Annotated in this window: 18 protein-coding genes; 10 read left to right on the top strand and 8 right to left on the bottom strand. The window is 58.0% G+C overall.

The window, feature by feature from the left end; translation table 11 throughout:
• Positions 1–14 precede the first annotated feature (14 nt).
• Together QEZ52_RS05125 and QEZ52_RS05120 are read left to right on the top strand one after the other, a co-directional pair.
• Positions 15–572: a TlpA disulfide reductase family protein gene (locus QEZ52_RS05125; protein ID WP_406648413.1), complete on the top strand. Its 558-nt coding sequence runs from the start codon at positions 15–17 to the stop codon at positions 570–572.
• Positions 573–1,061: 489 nt separating this feature from the next.
• Positions 1,062–1,454: a lysozyme inhibitor LprI family protein gene (locus QEZ52_RS05120; RefSeq protein ID WP_406648412.1), complete on the top strand. Its 393-nt coding sequence runs from the start codon at positions 1,062–1,064 to the stop codon at positions 1,452–1,454.
• 17 nt (positions 1,455–1,471) lie between these two features.
• Here QEZ52_RS05120 and QEZ52_RS05115 read toward each other — a convergent pair whose 3' ends face one another.
• On the bottom strand, positions 1,472–2,041 hold the full coding sequence (locus tag QEZ52_RS05115; RefSeq protein WP_406648411.1) for a DNA-3-methyladenine glycosylase I: 570 nt from the start codon (positions 2,039–2,041) through the stop codon (positions 1,472–1,474).
• A 116-nt stretch (positions 2,042–2,157) separates the two neighbouring features.
• Between QEZ52_RS05115 and QEZ52_RS05110 the strand changes: the two genes are divergently transcribed.
• From QEZ52_RS05110 to QEZ52_RS05095, 4 genes are all read left to right on the top strand, one after another.
• Positions 2,158–2,991, top strand: a complete 834-nt coding sequence (locus tag QEZ52_RS05110) for an EAL domain-containing protein (RefSeq protein WP_406648410.1) — start codon at positions 2,158–2,160, stop codon at positions 2,989–2,991.
• A gap of 194 nt (positions 2,992–3,185) precedes the next feature.
• On the top strand, positions 3,186–4,361 hold the full coding sequence (locus QEZ52_RS05105) for an acetyl-CoA C-acetyltransferase (RefSeq protein ID WP_406648409.1): 1,176 nt from the start codon (positions 3,186–3,188) through the stop codon (positions 4,359–4,361).
• A gap of 190 nt (positions 4,362–4,551) precedes the next feature.
• Positions 4,552–5,274 carry an acetoacetyl-CoA reductase gene (phbB, locus tag QEZ52_RS05100; protein WP_406648407.1) on the top strand — a complete coding sequence of 241 codons (723 nt, stop codon included), beginning with the start codon at positions 4,552–4,554 and terminating at the stop codon, positions 5,272–5,274.
• A gap of 335 nt (positions 5,275–5,609) precedes the next feature.
• Positions 5,610–6,548, top strand: a complete 939-nt coding sequence (locus QEZ52_RS05095) for a transcriptional regulator GcvA (protein WP_406648406.1) — start codon at positions 5,610–5,612, stop codon at positions 6,546–6,548.
• Positions 6,549–6,715: 167 nt separating this feature from the next.
• On the opposite strand, the gene QEZ52_RS05090 is transcribed toward QEZ52_RS05095, so the two are convergent.
• From QEZ52_RS05090 to QEZ52_RS05080, 3 genes are all read right to left on the bottom strand, one after another.
• Entirely contained in the window at positions 6,716–6,889 is a 174-nt protein-coding gene (locus QEZ52_RS05090; protein ID WP_406650328.1) for a YdcH family protein, read from the bottom strand.
• A 179-nt stretch (positions 6,890–7,068) separates the two neighbouring features.
• Positions 7,069–7,836: a tRNA1(Val) (adenine(37)-N6)-methyltransferase gene (locus QEZ52_RS05085; RefSeq protein WP_406648404.1), complete on the bottom strand. Its 768-nt coding sequence runs from the start codon at positions 7,834–7,836 to the stop codon at positions 7,069–7,071.
• Positions 7,833–8,048: a DUF2007 domain-containing protein gene (locus QEZ52_RS05080; RefSeq protein ID WP_406648402.1), complete on the bottom strand. Its 216-nt coding sequence runs from the start codon at positions 8,046–8,048 to the stop codon at positions 7,833–7,835. The genes QEZ52_RS05085 and QEZ52_RS05080 overlap by 4 nt, the downstream gene beginning before the upstream one ends.
• Before the next feature lie 55 nt (positions 8,049–8,103).
• Here QEZ52_RS05080 and QEZ52_RS05075 point away from each other — a divergent pair, with 55 nt between their 5' ends.
• Positions 8,104–9,102 (top strand): polyprenyl synthetase family protein, encoded by a 999-nt coding sequence (locus QEZ52_RS05075; RefSeq protein ID WP_406648400.1) that lies wholly within the window; start codon positions 8,104–8,106, stop codon positions 9,100–9,102.
• Between the two features lie 112 nt (positions 9,103–9,214).
• On the opposite strand, the gene QEZ52_RS05070 is transcribed toward QEZ52_RS05075, so the two are convergent.
• From QEZ52_RS05070 to soxR, 4 genes are all read right to left on the bottom strand, one after another.
• Entirely contained in the window at positions 9,215–10,042 is an 828-nt protein-coding gene (locus tag QEZ52_RS05070) for a 4-(cytidine 5'-diphospho)-2-C-methyl-D-erythritol kinase (RefSeq protein ID WP_406648399.1), read from the bottom strand.
• Positions 10,029–11,768, bottom strand: coding sequence for a tetratricopeptide repeat protein (locus QEZ52_RS05065; RefSeq protein ID WP_406650325.1), 1,740 nt, complete (start codon positions 11,766–11,768; stop codon positions 10,029–10,031). Before QEZ52_RS05065 ends, QEZ52_RS05070 begins: the two co-directional genes overlap by 14 nt.
• 504 nt (positions 11,769–12,272) lie before the next feature.
• Positions 12,273–13,919: a 4Fe-4S dicluster domain-containing protein gene (locus QEZ52_RS05060; protein WP_406648398.1), complete on the bottom strand. Its 1,647-nt coding sequence runs from the start codon at positions 13,917–13,919 to the stop codon at positions 12,273–12,275.
• Between the two features lie 171 nt (positions 13,920–14,090).
• Complete coding sequence (gene soxR, locus QEZ52_RS05055; RefSeq protein ID WP_406648397.1) at positions 14,091–14,558, bottom strand: redox-sensitive transcriptional activator SoxR; 468 nt, start codon at positions 14,556–14,558, stop codon at positions 14,091–14,093.
• A 96-nt stretch (positions 14,559–14,654) separates the two neighbouring features.
• Between soxR and QEZ52_RS05050 the strand changes: the two genes are divergently transcribed.
• From QEZ52_RS05050 to QEZ52_RS05040, 3 genes are all read left to right on the top strand, one after another.
• Positions 14,655–15,035 carry a VOC family protein gene (locus QEZ52_RS05050; RefSeq protein WP_406648396.1) on the top strand — a complete coding sequence of 127 codons (381 nt, stop codon included), beginning with the start codon at positions 14,655–14,657 and terminating at the stop codon, positions 15,033–15,035.
• A 168-nt stretch (positions 15,036–15,203) separates the two neighbouring features.
• Complete coding sequence (gene greA / locus QEZ52_RS05045) at positions 15,204–15,674, top strand: transcription elongation factor GreA (RefSeq protein WP_406648395.1); 471 nt, start codon at positions 15,204–15,206, stop codon at positions 15,672–15,674.
• A 16-nt stretch (positions 15,675–15,690) separates the two neighbouring features.
• On the top strand, positions 15,691–16,710 hold the full coding sequence (locus QEZ52_RS05040) for a hypothetical protein (protein WP_406648394.1): 1,020 nt from the start codon (positions 15,691–15,693) through the stop codon (positions 16,708–16,710).
• The last annotated feature ends 321 nt before the right edge of the window (positions 16,711–17,031 follow it).

Genomic DNA, 17,031 nt, shown 5'->3' with positions numbered 1-17,031 from the left:
AACCCGGAGTTGCTATGCGTCTTTTTCGTCTGATCACCCTTTATATGGCCCTTGCCTTGGGTGCAAATGCCTCTCTTGCTGCTGATGTCGCGTCGCTCGAAGCCTTGCGCGAAGGCAGCATGAAGAAACTGGTGTTCCATGCCGCGCCCAAAGAGACGTCCAAGGCCGCCTTTTTCCTGGAAGACGACCAGGGCACAGCGACGCTCGAAGACTATAAGGGCAAGTATGTTCTGTTGAACTTCTGGGCCACATGGTGCGCGCCCTGCCGCAAGGAAATGCCGCAGATCTCCGAACTCCAGGCCGAATTCGGCGGGGACGACTTTGAGGTTCTGACCCTGGCCACCGGGCGGAACAACCCGGCTGGTATCGTCAAGTTCTTTGACGAAAACGGCATCGACAACCTGCCCCGCCATCAGGATCCCAAACAGGCCGTGGCGCGGGAAATGTCAGTGCTGGGTCTGCCGATCACAGTGATTCTTGACCCGCAGGGCCGGGAAATCGCCCGTCTGCGGGGCGACGCCGAATGGAATTCCGACAGCGCCAAGGCGATCATCTCGGCGCTTTTGGAGTAGCAGACGATCGTCAGGCTGAATCACAGGACGCCCCATCGCGGATTGGGGCGCCTAACGGTGTTCAGGCAGCTTCGGTTGGCCCATAGGACCTTTGGCACTTGCGCCTCCTACCCTCGCCCGACTGACTGCGCCGGTGCCTGTGTTGTCTAACCCGCTCAGCCGGCGACACATTCTGACCCGGACATCATCAATCAAAAGCCGAAGGGCACCAACGACCGCCGAACCTTCATCCGGCATGTCCGAGGCTGCAGCAGCGAATCCAATTCCGACGGATCCGCTCCGTGATGTTGATAGTGCAATCCATGGCGGTCTGATCTGCGCGCCGCACCTGTTGGCAGTTGGGCAAATCCACACCACCCGACCACCCGGCTGATTTGAGACCCAACCGGATGTTTTGCGTCTTCGCAGCGGGATCGCATTTGCAACAGTCATGCTGTGCCCCCTAAGGTAGGGACGGACATACACCTGAAACAAAATGAGTTTTCTTCCATGCGGTTATTCTTTCTGGGAGTCGTCCTGACCTTTGGCAGCACATCTGTCGCTCTTGCGCAGGATTGCAGCGCCCCGCAAACCCAAAGCGCAATGAACGAATGTGCGGCCCAATTCTATCGGTTCGCGGACGAAGATCTGAACCTTGCCTATGGCTTGGCCCGCGACATGGCGAAACAGATCGACACCTATGCCCCCTCGGGTCAGGTCAGCAGTGTCACGCTGCTGCGCGATGCTCAACGTGCCTGGATTACCTATCGCGACCTGGCCTGTTCGGCCGAAACCATGCTGGCTGCGGGCGGATCCATGCAGCCACTGTTGCACTTTGGTTGCCTGGAACGCCTGACCCGCGCCCGAACCGAGGATCTGCGCAGCTTTGGCGAAGTGAACTGATCGGATCACCGCAGCCGCTATCGCTTCAACGTCTTGACCCTGTTATGGCAGGGGCAGGTAACAAGATGGTCGTTGATCAACCCGCATGCCTGCAAAAAGGCGTACACGATGGTCGGCCCGCAAAATTTGAATCCTCGTTTCTTCAAATCCTTGGAAATTTCTTCGGACAAAGCGGTCTTGGCAGGAACCTCTGACAGGCTGTTCCAGCTGTTTTGCAACGGCACGCCGCCAAAATAGGTCCACAAATAGGTATCGAAACCCTGCTCTGCCTCTATCCTTTGCCAGGCCTGCGCATTGGTGATTGTCGCGGCAATCTTGCCCCTGTGGCGGATGATTCCGGGGTCTTGCAACAGCCGTTCAATCTCCGGCTCCCCCCATTCAGCAACAATGTTTGGATCAAAATCGGCAAAGGCTGCGCGAAAATTATCCCTTTTTTTCAATATGGTAATCCAGCTCAACCCGGCCTGAAATCCATCCAGGATCAGTTTTTCCCACAGGGCGCGGCTGTCATATTCAGGAACGCCCCATTCGGTGTCATGATATCTGACATAGATCTCTTCCGACCCGGCCCACCCACAACGCTCCATGATCATGTTCCCCTTTTGTTTGAACCCTTGTGCCCCATGAACCGTTAAAATGCGAGGTTTAATCGCAGATTCATACTTTGGGCGAATTCTTGGCGCATCCGAAGGTGAGGTCCAGGATGACGAACAAGCGCATGATCAAAGCGGATATTCCTGTCGGGGGTGACAGCCCCCTGAACGCGGCCGTGGCACAGCGCGATGGGTCGACCATGGAAATGGTCGAAGAAGCGGTCAAACACAACAATTGCATGTTGGCCTATCAGTCAGTCATGCAAGCCCACCCACCGCATGGCGTTGCCTTTTACGAAGGGTTCATTCGGGTTCTTGATGCGACTGGCCGGGTAATCCCCGCCCGCGAATTCATGCCCCTGGTCGAAGACCGCGAAATCGGTCGTGAATTGGATTGTCTGGCTCTGGAACACGGGATGCGGGCGCTGACCAAAAATCTGGATATCCGCCTGTCCATAAACATGTCTGCCCGGTCGATCGGCTATTCCCGCTGGTCGCGCGTTCTCGATCGGTTTCTCAAGAAAGATCCCACGTTGGGTGAACGCCTGGTTTTGGAGATCACCGAAGGGTCGGCAATGTCGATGCCCGAAGTGGTGGTGGATTTCATGGGGCGTATGCAGGAACACGGCATTGCGTTTGCGTTGGATGATTTTGGTGCCGGCAATCTGGCCTTTCGCCATTTCCGGGACTTCTTTTTTGATGCGGTCAAAATCGACGGTCAGTTCATCCGCGGTGTTCACAAGAATTATGACAATCAATGCCTGACGCGGGCACTTGTTTCAGTGGCTCAGGAATTCGACATGCTGACAATCGCAGAATCGGTTGAAACCCGTGAAGACGCAGAATTCCTGGTCTCCATTGGAATTGATTGCCTCCAGGGCTATTTGTTCAGCGCCCCAACGGTTCGCCCACCCTGGATCGAAGAGATGGCCCAACGCGCCTAGCCCTGCATTTGCCGCATTTGGCGTGCAATCGGTCGCCTCTGTTGACCGTGAGACACCCTGTCCATTGCTGCGATTGCAGCATTGATGTATTTCCATCTCCAGTTAGGGAGGAAATTGATTGCCGTGTGGCCCTATGAGACCACAGATTGGCTGTCATATTCCTGACACGACAGGATGGCAAAGGATCCAACATTATGACCAACGTAGTAATCGCATCCGCCGCACGTACCGCCGTCGGCAGCTTTGGCGGCTCATTCGCCAACACCCCCGCCCATGATCTGGGTGCAGCGGTGCTCGAAGCTGTTGTGGAACGTGCAGGCGTTGAAAAGGGCGAAGTGTCCGAAACCATTCTGGGCCAGGTTCTGACCGCAGCCCAGGGCCAGAACCCCGCCCGTCAGGCACATGTCAACGCCGGCCTGCCACAGGAAAGCAGCGCCTGGGGCATCAACCAGGTGTGTGGATCGGGCTTGCGCGCCGTTGCATTGGGTGCACAGCACATCCAATTGGGCGATGCCGACATCGTTTGTGCCGGTGGTCAGGAAAACATGACCCTCTCGCCCCACGCCGCCAACCTGCGCGCCGGTCACAAGATGGGCGACATGAAATACATCGACACCATGATCCGTGACGGCCTGTGGGACGCGTTCAACGGTTACCACATGGGTCAAACCGCTGAAAACGTCGCCAACCAGTGGCAGATTTCCCGCGACATGCAGGACGAATTCGCTGTTGCATCGCAGAACAAGGCCGAAGCTGCGCAAAAAGCCGGCAAATTCGCCGACGAAATCGCCGCTTTCACCGTCAAGACCCGCAAGGGCGACATCATTGTGGACGCTGACGAATACATCCGTCACGGAGCCACAATGGCCGCCATGCAGAAACTGCGCCCAGCCTTTACCAAAGACGGCTCGGTCACCGCAGCCAACGCTTCGGGCCTGAACGACGGTGCCGCTGCAACCCTGCTGATGTCCGCTGCAAACGCTGAAAAGCGTGGCATCGAACCGCTGGCGCGCATCGCGTCTTATGCAACGGCTGGTCTGGACCCGTCGATCATGGGTGTTGGCCCGATCCACGCATCGCGCAAGGCGCTGGCAAAGGCAGGCTGGTCGGTTGATGACCTGGACCTGGTCGAAGCCAACGAAGCCTTTGCCGCACAGGCCTGTGCCGTGAACAAGGACATGGGCTGGGATCCGGCCATCGTCAACGTCAACGGTGGTGCCATCGCGATCGGCCATCCCATCGGTGCATCGGGCTGTCGGGTTCTGAATACCCTGTTGTTCGAAATGAAGCGCCGCGACGCCAAAAAGGGTCTCGCCACTCTGTGCATCGGCGGTGGCATGGGCGTAGCCCTGTGTGTGGAGCGGGATTAATCCTCGCACCCAAGCACATAATTGGGGGCGCCTTTTGGGCGCCCTTTTCTTTTCCAATTCAACAACTTGAAGGATGTGCGACAATATTAGCCGTTTCTGATGCCAAATTCATGACGAAACAATATTGCGTATCCTTGGTTAAAAACGTAACAGCATTACCAAGCCAATTCACTACTGGAGGATTCCCCACATGGCACGTACAGCACTCGTCACCGGCGGCAGCCGCGGCATCGGCGCCGCAATTTCCAAAGCACTGAAGGCCGAAGGCTACAACGTCGCGGCGACCTATGCCGGCAACGACGAAGCCGCCGCCGCATTCACCGCCGAAACCGGCATCGCCACCTATAAATGGAATGTTGCTGATTACGAAGAATCGGCTGCTGGCATCGCCAAAGTCGAAGCCGAAGTAGGCCCCATCGACATCGTTGTAGCAAACGCAGGCATCACCCGCGACGCTCCGTTCCACAAGATGACCCCTGAACAGTGGCACCAGGTGATCGACACCAACCTGACCGGCGTGTTCAATACCGTACACCCGATTTGGCCTGGCATGCGCGAGCGCAAATTTGGCCGTGTCATCGTGATTTCGTCGATTAACGGTCAAAAAGGTCAGTTCGCTCAGGCCAACTATGCCGCGACCAAGGCAGGCGATCTGGGTATCGTCAAATCGCTGGCACAAGAAGGTGCCCGCGCTGGCATCACCGCAAACGCTATTTGCCCTGGCTATATCGCCACCGAAATGGTCATGGCCGTTCCGGAGAAAGTCCGCGATTCCATCGTCGCACAGATCCCGGCCGGTCGCCTGGGCGAGCCCGAAGAGATTGCCCGCTGCGTGGCCTTCCTGGCGTCCGATGATTCCCAGTTCATCAACGGCTCGACCATCTCGGCCAACGGCGCGCAGTTCTTCGTCTGAACCGCGCCAATCCCCGCAAGGGCGACAAATAGAAACACAGGGGCCGGTCCAAATGGACCGGCCCCTTTTTCATCCCGTAAGAACAGGCGCGCTCTGCTCAGCGGGAAGGACGAATGACAAACAGCCGCGCCCAAAACCGCGTCACGGCACCGGCCAACGTGTTGGACCTGCACAGATGGGCCCGATGCGCCGCACGATGAACGTCTGCATTTGCTGAAATAATCATGGCCTTACCTCTCAGGTCAAAAATTTCTATCTGTACTGAATATGAGGCCCATCAAAAATTACTACAAACGAGACTTTTCAACGCTTCAGTTAAGTAATACTGTTCTGAAATGTCTGACCGCCTCCCTCCCCTGACCGCTCTGCGTGCCTTTGATGCTGCAGCGCGCCACATGTCGTTTGCACAGGCCGCCGCAGAGCTGAACGTGACCCCGGCTGCCTTGTCATTTCAGATCAAATCTCTCGAAGAGCATTTGGGCCAACCACTGTTTGTTCGATTGAACCGGGCCGTCGAACTGACAGAAGCGGGGCGCACATTGGCCCCCGGCGCGGCACAGGGGTTTACCCAGCTGACCGCAGCCTGGACCGCGACGCGGCGACTGCAGGACAACACCACCCTAACCGTCACTGCCGGCCCGGCGCTGACCGCCAAATGGCTGGCACCGCGTCTGTATGAATTTGCGCGCGCGCATCCCGAGATTGACCTACGCTTTTCAGCCACCTTGCGGCTGATGGATTTTGAACGCGATGACGTGGACGTGGCGATCAGATTTGGCCTGGGAACTGACGACGGCCTCTATTCCGTACCCGTGCGCAAGGAATGGATGACCCCGGTGATGACGCCGGAAATGGCCGAACAATTCCCGACACCGCACAGCTTGACCAAGGCTCCGCTGATCTTTGACACATCCATCGACTTCCTAAACCCACGGTGTGACTGGCCGGCCTGGTTTCGGGCCGTCAGGATTGATCACAACCCGACCCATGGTGCCCATTTTTCCAACGCCGACCATGCCATTGATGCAGCCGTAGCGGGGGTAGGTGTTGCGCTGGGTCGTCGCGCGATGATCATCAAGGATCTGGAAGAAGGCCGATTGGTGGCCCCGTTTCCGGTGGCCTTGGAAACCCAGGCACGATTTCGGTTTCTATGCCAAAAGGGGGCGGAGAACCGCCCACAGGTCGCGGCGTTTCGGGATTGGTTTGTCTACGAAATCGAAAAGACGGCCCATATTTCAGATCGTTTTTCGATTATTCCAGTCGAAGACATTTGATGGCACCCGATTAACAGATCACACGGGACAGGGCCGCTGATGTGATCGCCATGGGTGTCATTGCAGGCCAATGATCTCCACACGGACACCCGGGCCTTGGTCAATTCGCGCTGATTTGAAAGGGGGGGAGGGCTACGGAGAGATGTCTCTCCGCAGCACACCAAGATTCATGCGTCGCAAGATGCCAGACGCTCGATCTCTTCTTTGAGTTTTAGCTTTTGCTTCTTCAGAGATGCCACATGTAGGTCATCCACGCCCGGAGCACGTTGAGCTTCTTCAACCTTGTGACTGAGTTGCTCGTGCTTTCTTTTCAGTTCCGCCAGATGCGAGCTCACGCTCATAGCAATCCTCCTCTGAATAGTGTGCCAGACGAGTTGAGCATACATCTTTGCCCCTGTCACGTCGCAGATGCGTGTTTTTTTCACTAAACTGTCATATCGGCTATGCACCGCCGACACACAATTTTGCATTGCCAAAACCGCATAGAACCAGACAAACGCGCCACCAGCCTGCCCTAACGTCATTTTGGCCAGTCAAGCGCCGCGCCAGAACGCAGGATCGCCGCAATTTCGGGACGGTAATGGTCTTCGTCCCGGTCATGGTGTGTCCCAGTGTGCAAGATCACCGGCGCATGAAGCCGAAACGGTGCGCGCCCCTCCTTGCGGGCCCTCAGAATAATCAGATCCGGTGCACGCCCAATGCGCGCAGCCAGAGGCAGGACTTCGATTGACCCGAGACGCCCGTCACAGCCTGCCAACATGTCCGGCAACCTGTCCGCGCGCTGGATCATATGCAGGTAGCCCTTTGGCAACAATCGCCGGGCGGCGGTTTCGATCCACGCCTCCAGCGCGGTCTCCTCACCCAGCGCCGTCGCCCGCCCGGCATCTGTCGCGCTGCTGTGGGCCCCCTTGCGATAATAAGGCGGGTTGGCCATCACGTGGTGAAACTGTTGCTGGCGAATCTCGTCCGGAAGGCCGGACAGATCGGCCGTCACAATTTCCAAGGAGACACCGTTTTCAACGCCGTTGCGGCGCGCCAGATCGGCATAGGCCGATTGCAGTTCAACGCCGGCCAAAACTATGCCCCCAACCCGCGCGGCCAGACACAACAACCCCTGCCCTGCCCCGCAACCAAGCTCTAGCACCCGCTGCCCCGATCGCGCAGGAATCGCCGCCGCCAACAGAACAGGGTCTACCCCGGCCCTGTAACCCCTGCGGGGCTGCAACAGCTGAATCTTGCCACCCAGGAACCTGTCGCACGTCAGATCATCAGCCGAAAAACCGGTCATTTACCCAATGGAATCTCATTGTCCCGCATCACTCGGACAGCCTGTTCATGATCGTCTTCATGAACCATCAAACGACGTGGAAAAATCCCTATGCCGCCTTCCAGAATGCTCATATTTACGTCCATCTGAAAGCAGTCTATATCCTCTCCCTCAAGGAGAGCGGATGCAAAAGCCATGATGGTTGGATCGGTGCTGCGCAGAAGTTCTTTCATGGGATGGATCTAAAGGCAAGGAGCCGACAATGTCGAGCCTTGTAGCAGGAGCGTGATGCACAACAGCATGACTCAAAAACCTCATGAGCTTCTGGCTGAAACGCTGGCAGCAGAAATGGACAAGGTTAATGACCTGATCCAAACCCGGATGGCATCGGAACATGCACCACGCATTCCCGAAGTCACCGCCCATCTGGTCGGTGCCGGAGGCAAACGGTTGCGCCCGATGCTGACCCTGGCCGCCGCCAAGATGTGTGGCTATCAGGGGGACCACGACATTCGACTGGCGGCAACAGTTGAATTCATCCACACCGCCACCCTGCTGCACGATGACGTGGTGGATGAAAGCGCCCAACGGCGCGGTCGCCCGACGGCCAACCTGTTATGGGACAACAAAAGCTCTGTCCTGGTGGGGGATTACCTGTTTTCCCGCAGCTTTCAGTTGATGGTGGAAACCGGATCGTTGCGGGTGCTGGACATTCTGGCCAACGCATCGGCCACGATTGCCGAAGGCGAAGTGTTGCAGATGACCGCCGCCATGGACCTGAAAACCGACGAAAGCATCTATTTGCAGGTTGTCCGGGGCAAGACGGCGGCGTTGTTTTCCGCAGCGACCGAAGTCGGCGGTGTGATCGCCGGAGCCTCTGAGGTCGAAGTGAAGGCGCTTTTTGACTATGGCGATGCGCTGGGGATAGCGTTTCAGATTGCCGATGATCTGTTGGATTATCAGGGCGACAGCAAAACGACGGGCAAGAATGTCGGCGACGACTTCCGCGAGCGCAAGTTGACCCTGCCGGTCATCAAGGCCGTCGCACAAGCCACCGATGAAGAACGCGCTTTTTGGGTGCGCACCATCGAAAAGGGCCGTCAGGAGGACGGTGACCTGGAGCAGGCTTTGGCATTGATGGTCAAATACGACACGCTCACCCAGACCCGCGCGGATGCGTTTGGCTGGGCCACCAGAGCCAAAAAGGCGCTTGAAGCGCTGCCCGACCACCCCGTGCGCCAGATGCTGCACGATCTGGCGGATTATGTCGTGTCACGGCTGAACTGATCGGGTGCTCGAAGCCCGGGCACCCTGGGGGCTCTGCCCCCCACGTTGAAATCCATGCGGATTTCAACGCTCCCCCCGAGGTATTTTTGACCAGAAAGAAGCCGAAGGCGGGCTAAAGGATCTGCCCATGCGCCCGCCACCAAGGCGCGGGCATGGATTGGGCTGCCAATTGCGCGGATCCGTCTTTCGGGAACAGCGCGAAACAGGTGGCTCCGGATCCAGACATTCCCACATGCATGGCGCCGGTTTGGCGTAAAGCCTGGAGTGTGTCCTGCATCACAGGTTGCAGTGTGATGGCCGGTGCCAGCAGATCATTGCGCTGGGTTTGGAGCCAATCAACGAAATCGACAGGACCGCGCCAATGTGGCAGCGGATCCGGCATCGGAGCGTTGCGCTTGTTGCTGAGGTTTTGAAACACCGATGGGGTCGAGACTGAGACCCCCGGATTGACCAGCACGATGTCCATGCGCGGCAAGCCCGGAACAGGTGCGAGTGTATCGCCTATTCCGGTCATGCGTTGCGGTACCGACTCCATACAGACAGGGACATCCGCCCCCAAGGTCACGATTGCGTCTGATTCTGGTATCGCCAGCCCCCACAGCTGGCTGAGCGCGTGCAAAGTGGCAGCCGCATCCGCTGATCCCCCTCCGATGCCGGAAGCCACCGGCAGACGTTTGACCAGCGTCAAAGCCGCACCGCGGTTACCCGCCAACAGACGCGCAGCCCGCAGGACCAGGTTGTCCGGCTCGGCTGTCAACTGATCACCCTGGGGACCGTCCAGTGCCAACGACAGTGTCTCTGAGGCTTTGGCCAGGATCGTGTCCCCGATATCGGCAAATACAACCAAGCTGTCGAGAAGGTGATACCCATCAGCCCGCTGGTCGGTGACATGCAGTGTCAGATTGATCTTGGCCGGGGCAAAAACCTCAACCGTCGTCATTGGCAACCTTTAGCGGCGGAGCACCTTCTTCGGCCAAAACCTTGTCCAGCCCGACTTCGAGCTTGCGGCGAATTCGGTCCGGATCTGCCTCGGCATTGTTCTCGTCCGGTTTGATAAAGGACAAGGCCCGGCTCCATTGGAATTCCGCTTCGCGCAGACGTCCCACAGCCCAATAGACATCCCCAAGGTGGTCGTTCACGATTGGATCCACGGGCATCAGTTCAACCGCCCGCTCCATATGCTCAACGGCTTCGCCATAGCGGCCAAGCCGGTACAACACCCAACCAAGACTGTCGACGATATAGCCGCTGTCCGGGCGCGCAGATACGGCCCGTTCAATCATGCCCAGGGCTTCGTCCAGATTGATGCGTTTTTCCACCATCGAATAGCCGAGGTAATTCAATACCTGCGGCTGGTTGGGGTTCAAGTCCAACGCCGCGCGGAAATCCTTTTCTGCCTGGCTCCAATCCTTGAGCCGCTCATTACTGATTCCGCGCGCATAAAGCAGAAACCAGCGGCTGCCAGAGTCCGTTTCGGAAAACTCTAGCGCCTTGTCGTAGGCCGCGGCGGCCTTGGCATAGTTTTCCTCCTGGCGCTGCAGGTCGCCCAACGCCGAATGAACGGTTGGCAAAGTCGGAAAATCGCGGGCCAGCTGTTCGAGAACCTCGATGGCCGCATCAGGTTTGGCTGCCCGCCGCAGCGCTTCGGCCCGGCCCAATTCGGCGGCGTGATAATCCGGATGGCTGCGTGGGACCAGCTTGTATGTGGCATCCGACAATTCATATTGCCCAAGATTGTCCAGAAGCGCGGCACTGAGCAGCACACCGTCGATGTGATCGGGGCGCAGCGCCACGGCTGTACGCGCATAGATCAACGCATAATCATCAGCAGCTTCGCCATTCAGCACCGATCCGATTGTAAAGAACACTTCGGCCATGCCATCACGCACCGTGGGCGTGACGGTAAAGGGCAAGGTTTCACCAGCCGCCAGACGGTCGGCCATATCGGTCAGGCCGGGATCAAAATTCGCCCCGAACACATCGGCCAGCAATTCGAGCGCGTCCGAATTGCGCCCCATCTGAGACAGGCTTTGGGCGCGGGCCATGGCGGCACGACGCGACATCAGGGTCAATTTCCCGTCGTCGGCTGCAAACATCGCCTCTGCGCCTTCGTGATCGCCAACCATCGCGCGGGCCAATGCCTTGTGATAGAGCGCAAAGCCGCGCAGCCCCTTGCCTTCACCGACCAGATCAAATTCTTTCAGGGCCTCATCAACCGCCCCCTGCCCCATGAGCGCCCAGCCTTTGGCCAGACCGTCCACCAGCGGGCTGACACCATTTACATCCGGGTCCCGCTCCAGAATTTTCTGGTAATCCTCATCCTGAATCAACCCGGCCAGCGCAACCATATGTGCGATCTGGCTGCGCAGACCCAGCGCTTCCATCTGTTGGGCGACTGGCAAGGCACGGTCCACGGCCCCCAGCGCCAACAAGGACAAGGTCAGGTTTTCAAGCAGCACCGGGTTGGCCGAATCCCCGGCCAACGCCCGGGTATAATAGGCCGCGGCCTTGTCGTATTTGCTATCAAACAGAGCCTGGCGCCCGGCCAGATAGGCCCCAACATTGCCCTCAGCCTGTGCAGGACCTGAAAACGTCACGGGCGCTATCGCCAAAGACAATGCCAAAACCGCTGCTGCGGTACGTCGGATGGGGAATATCACCGGAATAACTGCCTCGCTCCTTTGTATACACTCCAAGCTAGGGCGTCCGGAGGAGGGAGGCAATGGCGTGTGGGATCACCAATTCAACAGTGGACATTTTTTGCCTAATTTATAGGGCCTTTGGGCTGTCTCGGCCCTGTTGTCAGCCGCCTATGGCTTTTGGCGCTCCAAATACCCACTGATGGCAAAGGCAATGCAGAGACCCAAAGCCGCCAATCCGAGACACCGCAACACCGGCCAATACGTCCAGCAAGGCCTGTCGTCCGGATGGGCAGAGCGCCAGCGCCCCTGTCACGCGGCGCGCTCCCACCGGTTCAATGACGGGGTGGGACCCCGACGTCCGCCCTTTTGATGCAGCAGGAGCAAAGCGACAACACGCTGGAGGCGCGTTGGTGTCATTGTTGTTCAAAAAAAGCGGCCGAACAGATCTCGCTGTTCGGCCATATTAATCACTTAGGCACCGCCATGTTCTGCTGCACGCGCACGGAAGGCAGCACCAGGAGTGCTGTCTTACATGTTCGGGTAGTTCGGCCCGTCACCACCCTGTGGAGTGGTCCAGGTAATGTTCTGGGATGGGTCCTTGATGTCGCAGGTCTTGCAGTGCACGCAGTTCTGAAAGTTGACCACGAATTCCGGCTGGCCGTCCTTTTCGACGATTTCGTAAACACCAGCCGGGCAATACCGCTGCGCAGGCTCGGCGTATTTCGGCAAGTTGACCGACACCGGCAGCGAGTCATCGGCCAGACGCAGATGGCACGGCTGGCTTTCCTCGTGGTTGGTCATTGCGAACGACACGTTGGTCAGACGGTCAAACGACAGCTTTCCATCGGGTTTCGGGTAATCAATCGGCTTGTGCTTGGAGGCCTCTTCGGTCGACTGCGCGTCATTCTTGCCGTGACCCAGGGTGCCAAAGAGGGAAAAGCCCAATGTATTGGTCCACATGTCCAGACCGCCCAGCATCAGCGATGCCGTCAGGCCCCATTTGGACCACATCGGTTTGACATTGCGCACCTTTTTCAGGTCTTTGCCAATGGCACCTTCGCGCACTTCGGCTTCATAGGCAGTCAGCTCATCACCCGACCGCTCTGCCTTGATCGCGTCAAAGGCGGCTTCGGCGGCTGCCTTGCCAGACAGCATGGCGTTGTGGTTGCCCTTGATGCGCGGCACATTGACCATACCAGCCGCACAGCCCAACAGAGCAGCACCAGGAGCGACCAGTTTCGGCATCGACTGATACCCACCTTCGGTAATCGCCCGCGCGCCATAGGCGACGCGTTTACCACCTTCAAGCAGCTCGGCCACCATCGGGTGATGTTTGAACTGCTGGTATTCCATATAGGGGAACAGATGCGGGTTCTTATAGTTCAGGTGAACAACAAACCCGACATAGACCTGATTGTTTTCCAGGTGATAGATGAAGGACCCACCGCCTGCTTTACTGCCCAGCGGCCAGCCCATGGTGTGGGTAACAGTGCCTTCTTTGTGCTTGGCCGGGTCGATCTCCCAGATCTCCTTCATGCCAACGCCGTATTTCTGGACTTCCTTACCCTTGGCCAGATCGTATTTGGTGATGATTTCCTTGGCCAGCGACCCGCGCACACCTTCGGAAATGAACACGTATTTGCCGTGCAGCTCCATGCCGGGTTCGGTACCGGGGCCGTATGAGCCATCTTTTTCCAGACCAAATACACCGGCAACGACGCCTTTGACTTCGCCATTGTCGCCGTAAACCAATTCGGAACACGCCATGCCCGGGAAGATTTCGACGCCCAGCTCTTCGGCCTGTTCCGCCATCCAGCGGCAAACGTTGCCCATCGACACGATATAGTTGCCGTGGTTGTTCATCAGCGGCGGCATCGGGAAGTTGGGAATTCGAATCTGCCCCGCTTCGCCCAGCATATAGAAATTGTCTTCCTTGACCGGAACGGTGATCGGGGCACCTTTTTCCTTCCAGTCAGGGATCAGCGCGTCCAGACCGCAGGGGTCCAGAACCGCACCGGACAGGATATGGGCCCCCACTTCGGACCCTTTTTCCAGCACGACCACATCCAGGTCAGCATCCAGCTGTTTCAGACGGATGGCGGCAGACAGACCAGCAGGGCCCGCCCCAACGATCACCACGTCATATTCCATCGCTTCGCGTTCGATCTCGGCCATTGCGGCGCTCCTTGGCTAACTGTTCGCTACTGGGCCCACTGTTTGGGCGTTCGTGGGCGCAATTTTGTTTCGCGGTTGATTACCGTTCTGCACGTGCAAACGTCAATGCAAACTCTGCGTTACGCCATAAAAGACAGGGAAATGTCGCAGCTGCGCGGCCAAATTCGTCATTCAAGGCCCATTTTTCGTCTCTGGCTGGTCTCCCATAAGATATCGAGGGCCTTTTCCCCGGCGCGCCGCCCGGTCTTCGGGGTTGTACAGCGCGCAGTTCGGCAACGACAGGCAACCACAGCCGATACACCCATCCAGATTGTCGCGCAGTTTCACCAGCGTTTCGATTCGCTGATCCAGATGATCGCGAAAGGTTTCGCTGATACCCGCCCAATCCCGGGCGGTGGGCGTGCGTTTGCCCGGCAACCCGGCCAACAGGTCGCGAATCTGGGGCAGCGAAAACCCGAACTGCTGCGCGATCATCACAAAGCTGAGCCGCCGGATGTCCGCGCGATGAAACCGGCGTTGCCCCCCCGCGTTGCGCCAGGGCGTAATCAGCCCCTGTTCTTCGTAATAGCGAATGGCTGAAACAGCCAATCCGGTCCGATCTGCCAACGCCCCGATGGACAGGCCTGCTGATGTTGCCATGGGTTTGAAATTTTTCCTTGACCTAAAGTTAGGTTTAGAAATTACCGTAAAACGACTCACAACTAAACCCCCTGTGCGGGGAAGAAAGGAAATAACATGCCTGGGCAATTGGAACATGTAAATTACACCGTGCGCGATGCGGTTCAGACCGCCAAATGGCTTTGCGAATTGTTCGATTGGCAGATCCGCTGGCAGGGCCCATCGCTGAATGATGGCCACACAGTACATGTGGGCAGCAAAAGCCATTATGTCGCGCTGTACAATCACGGCACGCCTGCGCCTTCGCAGGAGGACAATTACGCGACCATCGGCGGGTTGAACCATATTGCCGTCACCGTCGATGACCTGGACGACACGGAACAGCGGGTCAAGGCGATGGGTTTCACCCCACAAAACCACGCCGATTACGAACCAGGGCGCAGGTTCTATTTCCACGACCACGACGGGATCGAATATGAAGTGGTGCAATATGACTGATCTAGCGGCACAAGACTGCTGCAATTGGGGATAAACCTGCGCCGCCTCTTGCATTTGGGGGCCGTATTGGGTCAGGTGTCTGTCAACCACTCCGGTCGCCCCGGCGCGTAACGCGGCGGGGCGCTGGTGTTCAATGGACCCGGAACACAAGACGGACGAAAAGACCCGATGGAAAAGATCCCGATGACCCCTGCGGGCTTTGCCGCACTTGAAGCAGAACTGAAGAACCTCAAGAGCGTCGAGCGCCCTGCCATAATTCAGGCCATCGCCGAAGCCCGAGAACTGGGCGATTTGTCGGAGAACGCCGAATATCATTCCGCGCGCGAAAAGCAGTCGTTCATCGAAGGCCGCGTCAAGGAGCTGGAAAGTGTTCTCTCGCTGGCCGACGTTATCGACCCGTCCAAGCTGTCGGGCACCATCAAATTCGGCGCCAAGGTCACGCTGGTGGACGAAGACACAGATGAAGAAAAAACCTGGCAGATCGTCGGCGAACACGAAGCCAATGTCGAAAAAGGCATGTTGAACATCAAATCCCCCATTGCCCGCGCCCTGATCGGCAAGGAAGAGGGAGATAGTGTCGAAGTTCGCACCCCCGGTGGGGTTCGGTCTTACGAAGTTCTGGATATCATTTATTCCTGACGCGCGGAGCGTGCCCATGTCCGGCTCGACCCAAAACAATGACCAAAACGCTCGGGCCTCGGGCCTGGGCATTTACAACAGGCCAACCCCATCGCGGATTGCGGGGGTTGAAATGATCGCATTGGTGCTCAGCCTGATCTGGCTGGGTGGTGCTGTCGTGTTTTTTGTCTTTGCCCCTGGCGGGACGGAATTCCAGGGGTTGCAATTCCTGCTGACCATGCTGGCCGTATTCATGCCGGTGGCAATGATCTGGGTGGCGGCAACGGCCGCCAAATCCGCCCGTGTCATGCGGGAGGAAAGCCAGCGATTGCAGGCGGCCATCGACGCGATCCGAAATTCCTATGTGCTGCAGCAGAAGAACGCGACCGCCACTCAGGAGCCGTCGGTTGTCAAGAAGCTGGATGAAATCGCCGAAGCCACACGCAAGACAGAAACGACCCTGGCGACATTTCATTCCAGCCGCCGCGCGGTGGTTCGCCCCGAACCCGCACCTGGCGCAACAGGCTTGGACGACTATGACCAGGCCTCGCTCGAACTGGGCACCACCGCCGAAGAGCTGGAGCCGCCCTTGCCCACGGATGACTTCCTAAAGGCGCTGAATTTTCCGGAAACCGCAGAGGACGAAGCCGGTTTCGCCGCGCTGCGCCGGGCGCTGCGTGATCGCAAGGCCGGCCAACTGATCCAGGCCGCCCAGGACGTTCTGACCCTGCTGAGCCAGGATGGCATCTATATGGACGATCTGCGCCCTGACATGGCCCGCCCTGAAGTCTGGCGTCAATTTGCCAGCGGTATCCGCGGCCGCCCTGTTGCCGCACTGGGCGGGGTTCGTGATCGAACCTCCCTGGCCTTGTCCAACGCCCGAATGAAACAGGATCCGATTTTTCGCGACGCGGCGCACCACTTTTTGCGCCTGTTTGATCGGGCTTTCGCTGAATTTGAACCCAACGCAACCGATGCGGATATTTCGGCGTTGAGCGACACACGCACCGCACGCGCCTTTATGCTATTGGGCCGCGTAGCTGGCACATTCGACTAACCACCACCCGGCAGCCTTTCCCCTTTACGACTCCTCCCAGCGTGCTCCCGCCCGTTTCCAAAGCTTCTTTGGAAGCGTCAGAGACCGTTGGGCGTGGCCCCTCCAAACACGCTGGAAGAGGTCACACATCCGCATGAGCAAACTCTGCGCCTCCGGTCGCATGGGCGCGCATCGCACAGCAAAGCTGTGCGATGCCTGGCCCAACGGGAGCAAAGGCATCTTTGATGCATCTGCTGCAGGCGGGAGCCCGCCGGGGCGCATGTGTCCAACGGCGGGTTCACAGATTGGTCCGGTCAATGATAGTCAACCTGAAGGAAGACA

It is taken from the genome of Aliisedimentitalea scapharcae (genome assembly GCF_045277565.1).
Lineage (GTDB): Bacteria > Pseudomonadota > Alphaproteobacteria > Rhodobacterales > Rhodobacteraceae > Aliisedimentitalea > Aliisedimentitalea scapharcae.
This window is presented reverse-complemented; position numbering and strand designations above follow the sequence as displayed.

What these genes read in the sequence shown, in the direction of transcription:
- QEZ52_RS05090 (WP_406650328.1), bottom strand. Translation starts at nt 6,889, where the DNA reads ATGAGCGTGAGCTCGCATCTGGCGGAACTGAAAAGAAAGCACGAGCAA.
- QEZ52_RS05125 (WP_406648413.1), top strand. Translation starts at nt 15, where the DNA reads ATGCGTCTTTTTCGTCTGATCACCCTTTATATGGCCCTTGCCTTGGGT.
- QEZ52_RS05070 (WP_406648399.1), bottom strand. Translation starts at nt 10,042, where the DNA reads ATGACGACGGTTGAGGTTTTTGCCCCGGCCAAGATCAATCTGACACTG.
- QEZ52_RS05085 (WP_406648404.1), bottom strand. Translation starts at nt 7,836, where the DNA reads ATGACCGGTTTTTCGGCTGATGATCTGACGTGCGACAGGTTCCTGGGT.
- QEZ52_RS05080 (WP_406648402.1), bottom strand. Translation starts at nt 8,048, where the DNA reads ATGAAAGAACTTCTGCGCAGCACCGATCCAACCATCATGGCTTTTGCA.
- QEZ52_RS05040 (WP_406648394.1), top strand. Translation starts at nt 15,691, where the DNA reads ATGTCCGGCTCGACCCAAAACAATGACCAAAACGCTCGGGCCTCGGGC.
- QEZ52_RS05105 (WP_406648409.1), top strand. Translation starts at nt 3,186, where the DNA reads ATGACCAACGTAGTAATCGCATCCGCCGCACGTACCGCCGTCGGCAGC.
- soxR (WP_406648397.1), bottom strand. Translation starts at nt 14,558, where the DNA reads ATGGCAACATCAGCAGGCCTGTCCATCGGGGCGTTGGCAGATCGGACC.
- QEZ52_RS05095 (WP_406648406.1), top strand. Translation starts at nt 5,610, where the DNA reads ATGTCTGACCGCCTCCCTCCCCTGACCGCTCTGCGTGCCTTTGATGCT.
- greA (WP_406648395.1), top strand. Translation starts at nt 15,204, where the DNA reads ATGGAAAAGATCCCGATGACCCCTGCGGGCTTTGCCGCACTTGAAGCA.
- phbB (WP_406648407.1), top strand. Translation starts at nt 4,552, where the DNA reads ATGGCACGTACAGCACTCGTCACCGGCGGCAGCCGCGGCATCGGCGCC.
- QEZ52_RS05110 (WP_406648410.1), top strand. Translation starts at nt 2,158, where the DNA reads ATGACGAACAAGCGCATGATCAAAGCGGATATTCCTGTCGGGGGTGAC.
- QEZ52_RS05075 (WP_406648400.1), top strand. Translation starts at nt 8,104, where the DNA reads ATGCACAACAGCATGACTCAAAAACCTCATGAGCTTCTGGCTGAAACG.
- QEZ52_RS05115 (WP_406648411.1), bottom strand. Translation starts at nt 2,041, where the DNA reads ATGGAGCGTTGTGGGTGGGCCGGGTCGGAAGAGATCTATGTCAGATAT.
- QEZ52_RS05120 (WP_406648412.1), top strand. Translation starts at nt 1,062, where the DNA reads ATGCGGTTATTCTTTCTGGGAGTCGTCCTGACCTTTGGCAGCACATCT.
- QEZ52_RS05050 (WP_406648396.1), top strand. Translation starts at nt 14,655, where the DNA reads ATGCCTGGGCAATTGGAACATGTAAATTACACCGTGCGCGATGCGGTT.
- QEZ52_RS05060 (WP_406648398.1), bottom strand. Translation starts at nt 13,919, where the DNA reads ATGGCCGAGATCGAACGCGAAGCGATGGAATATGACGTGGTGATCGTT.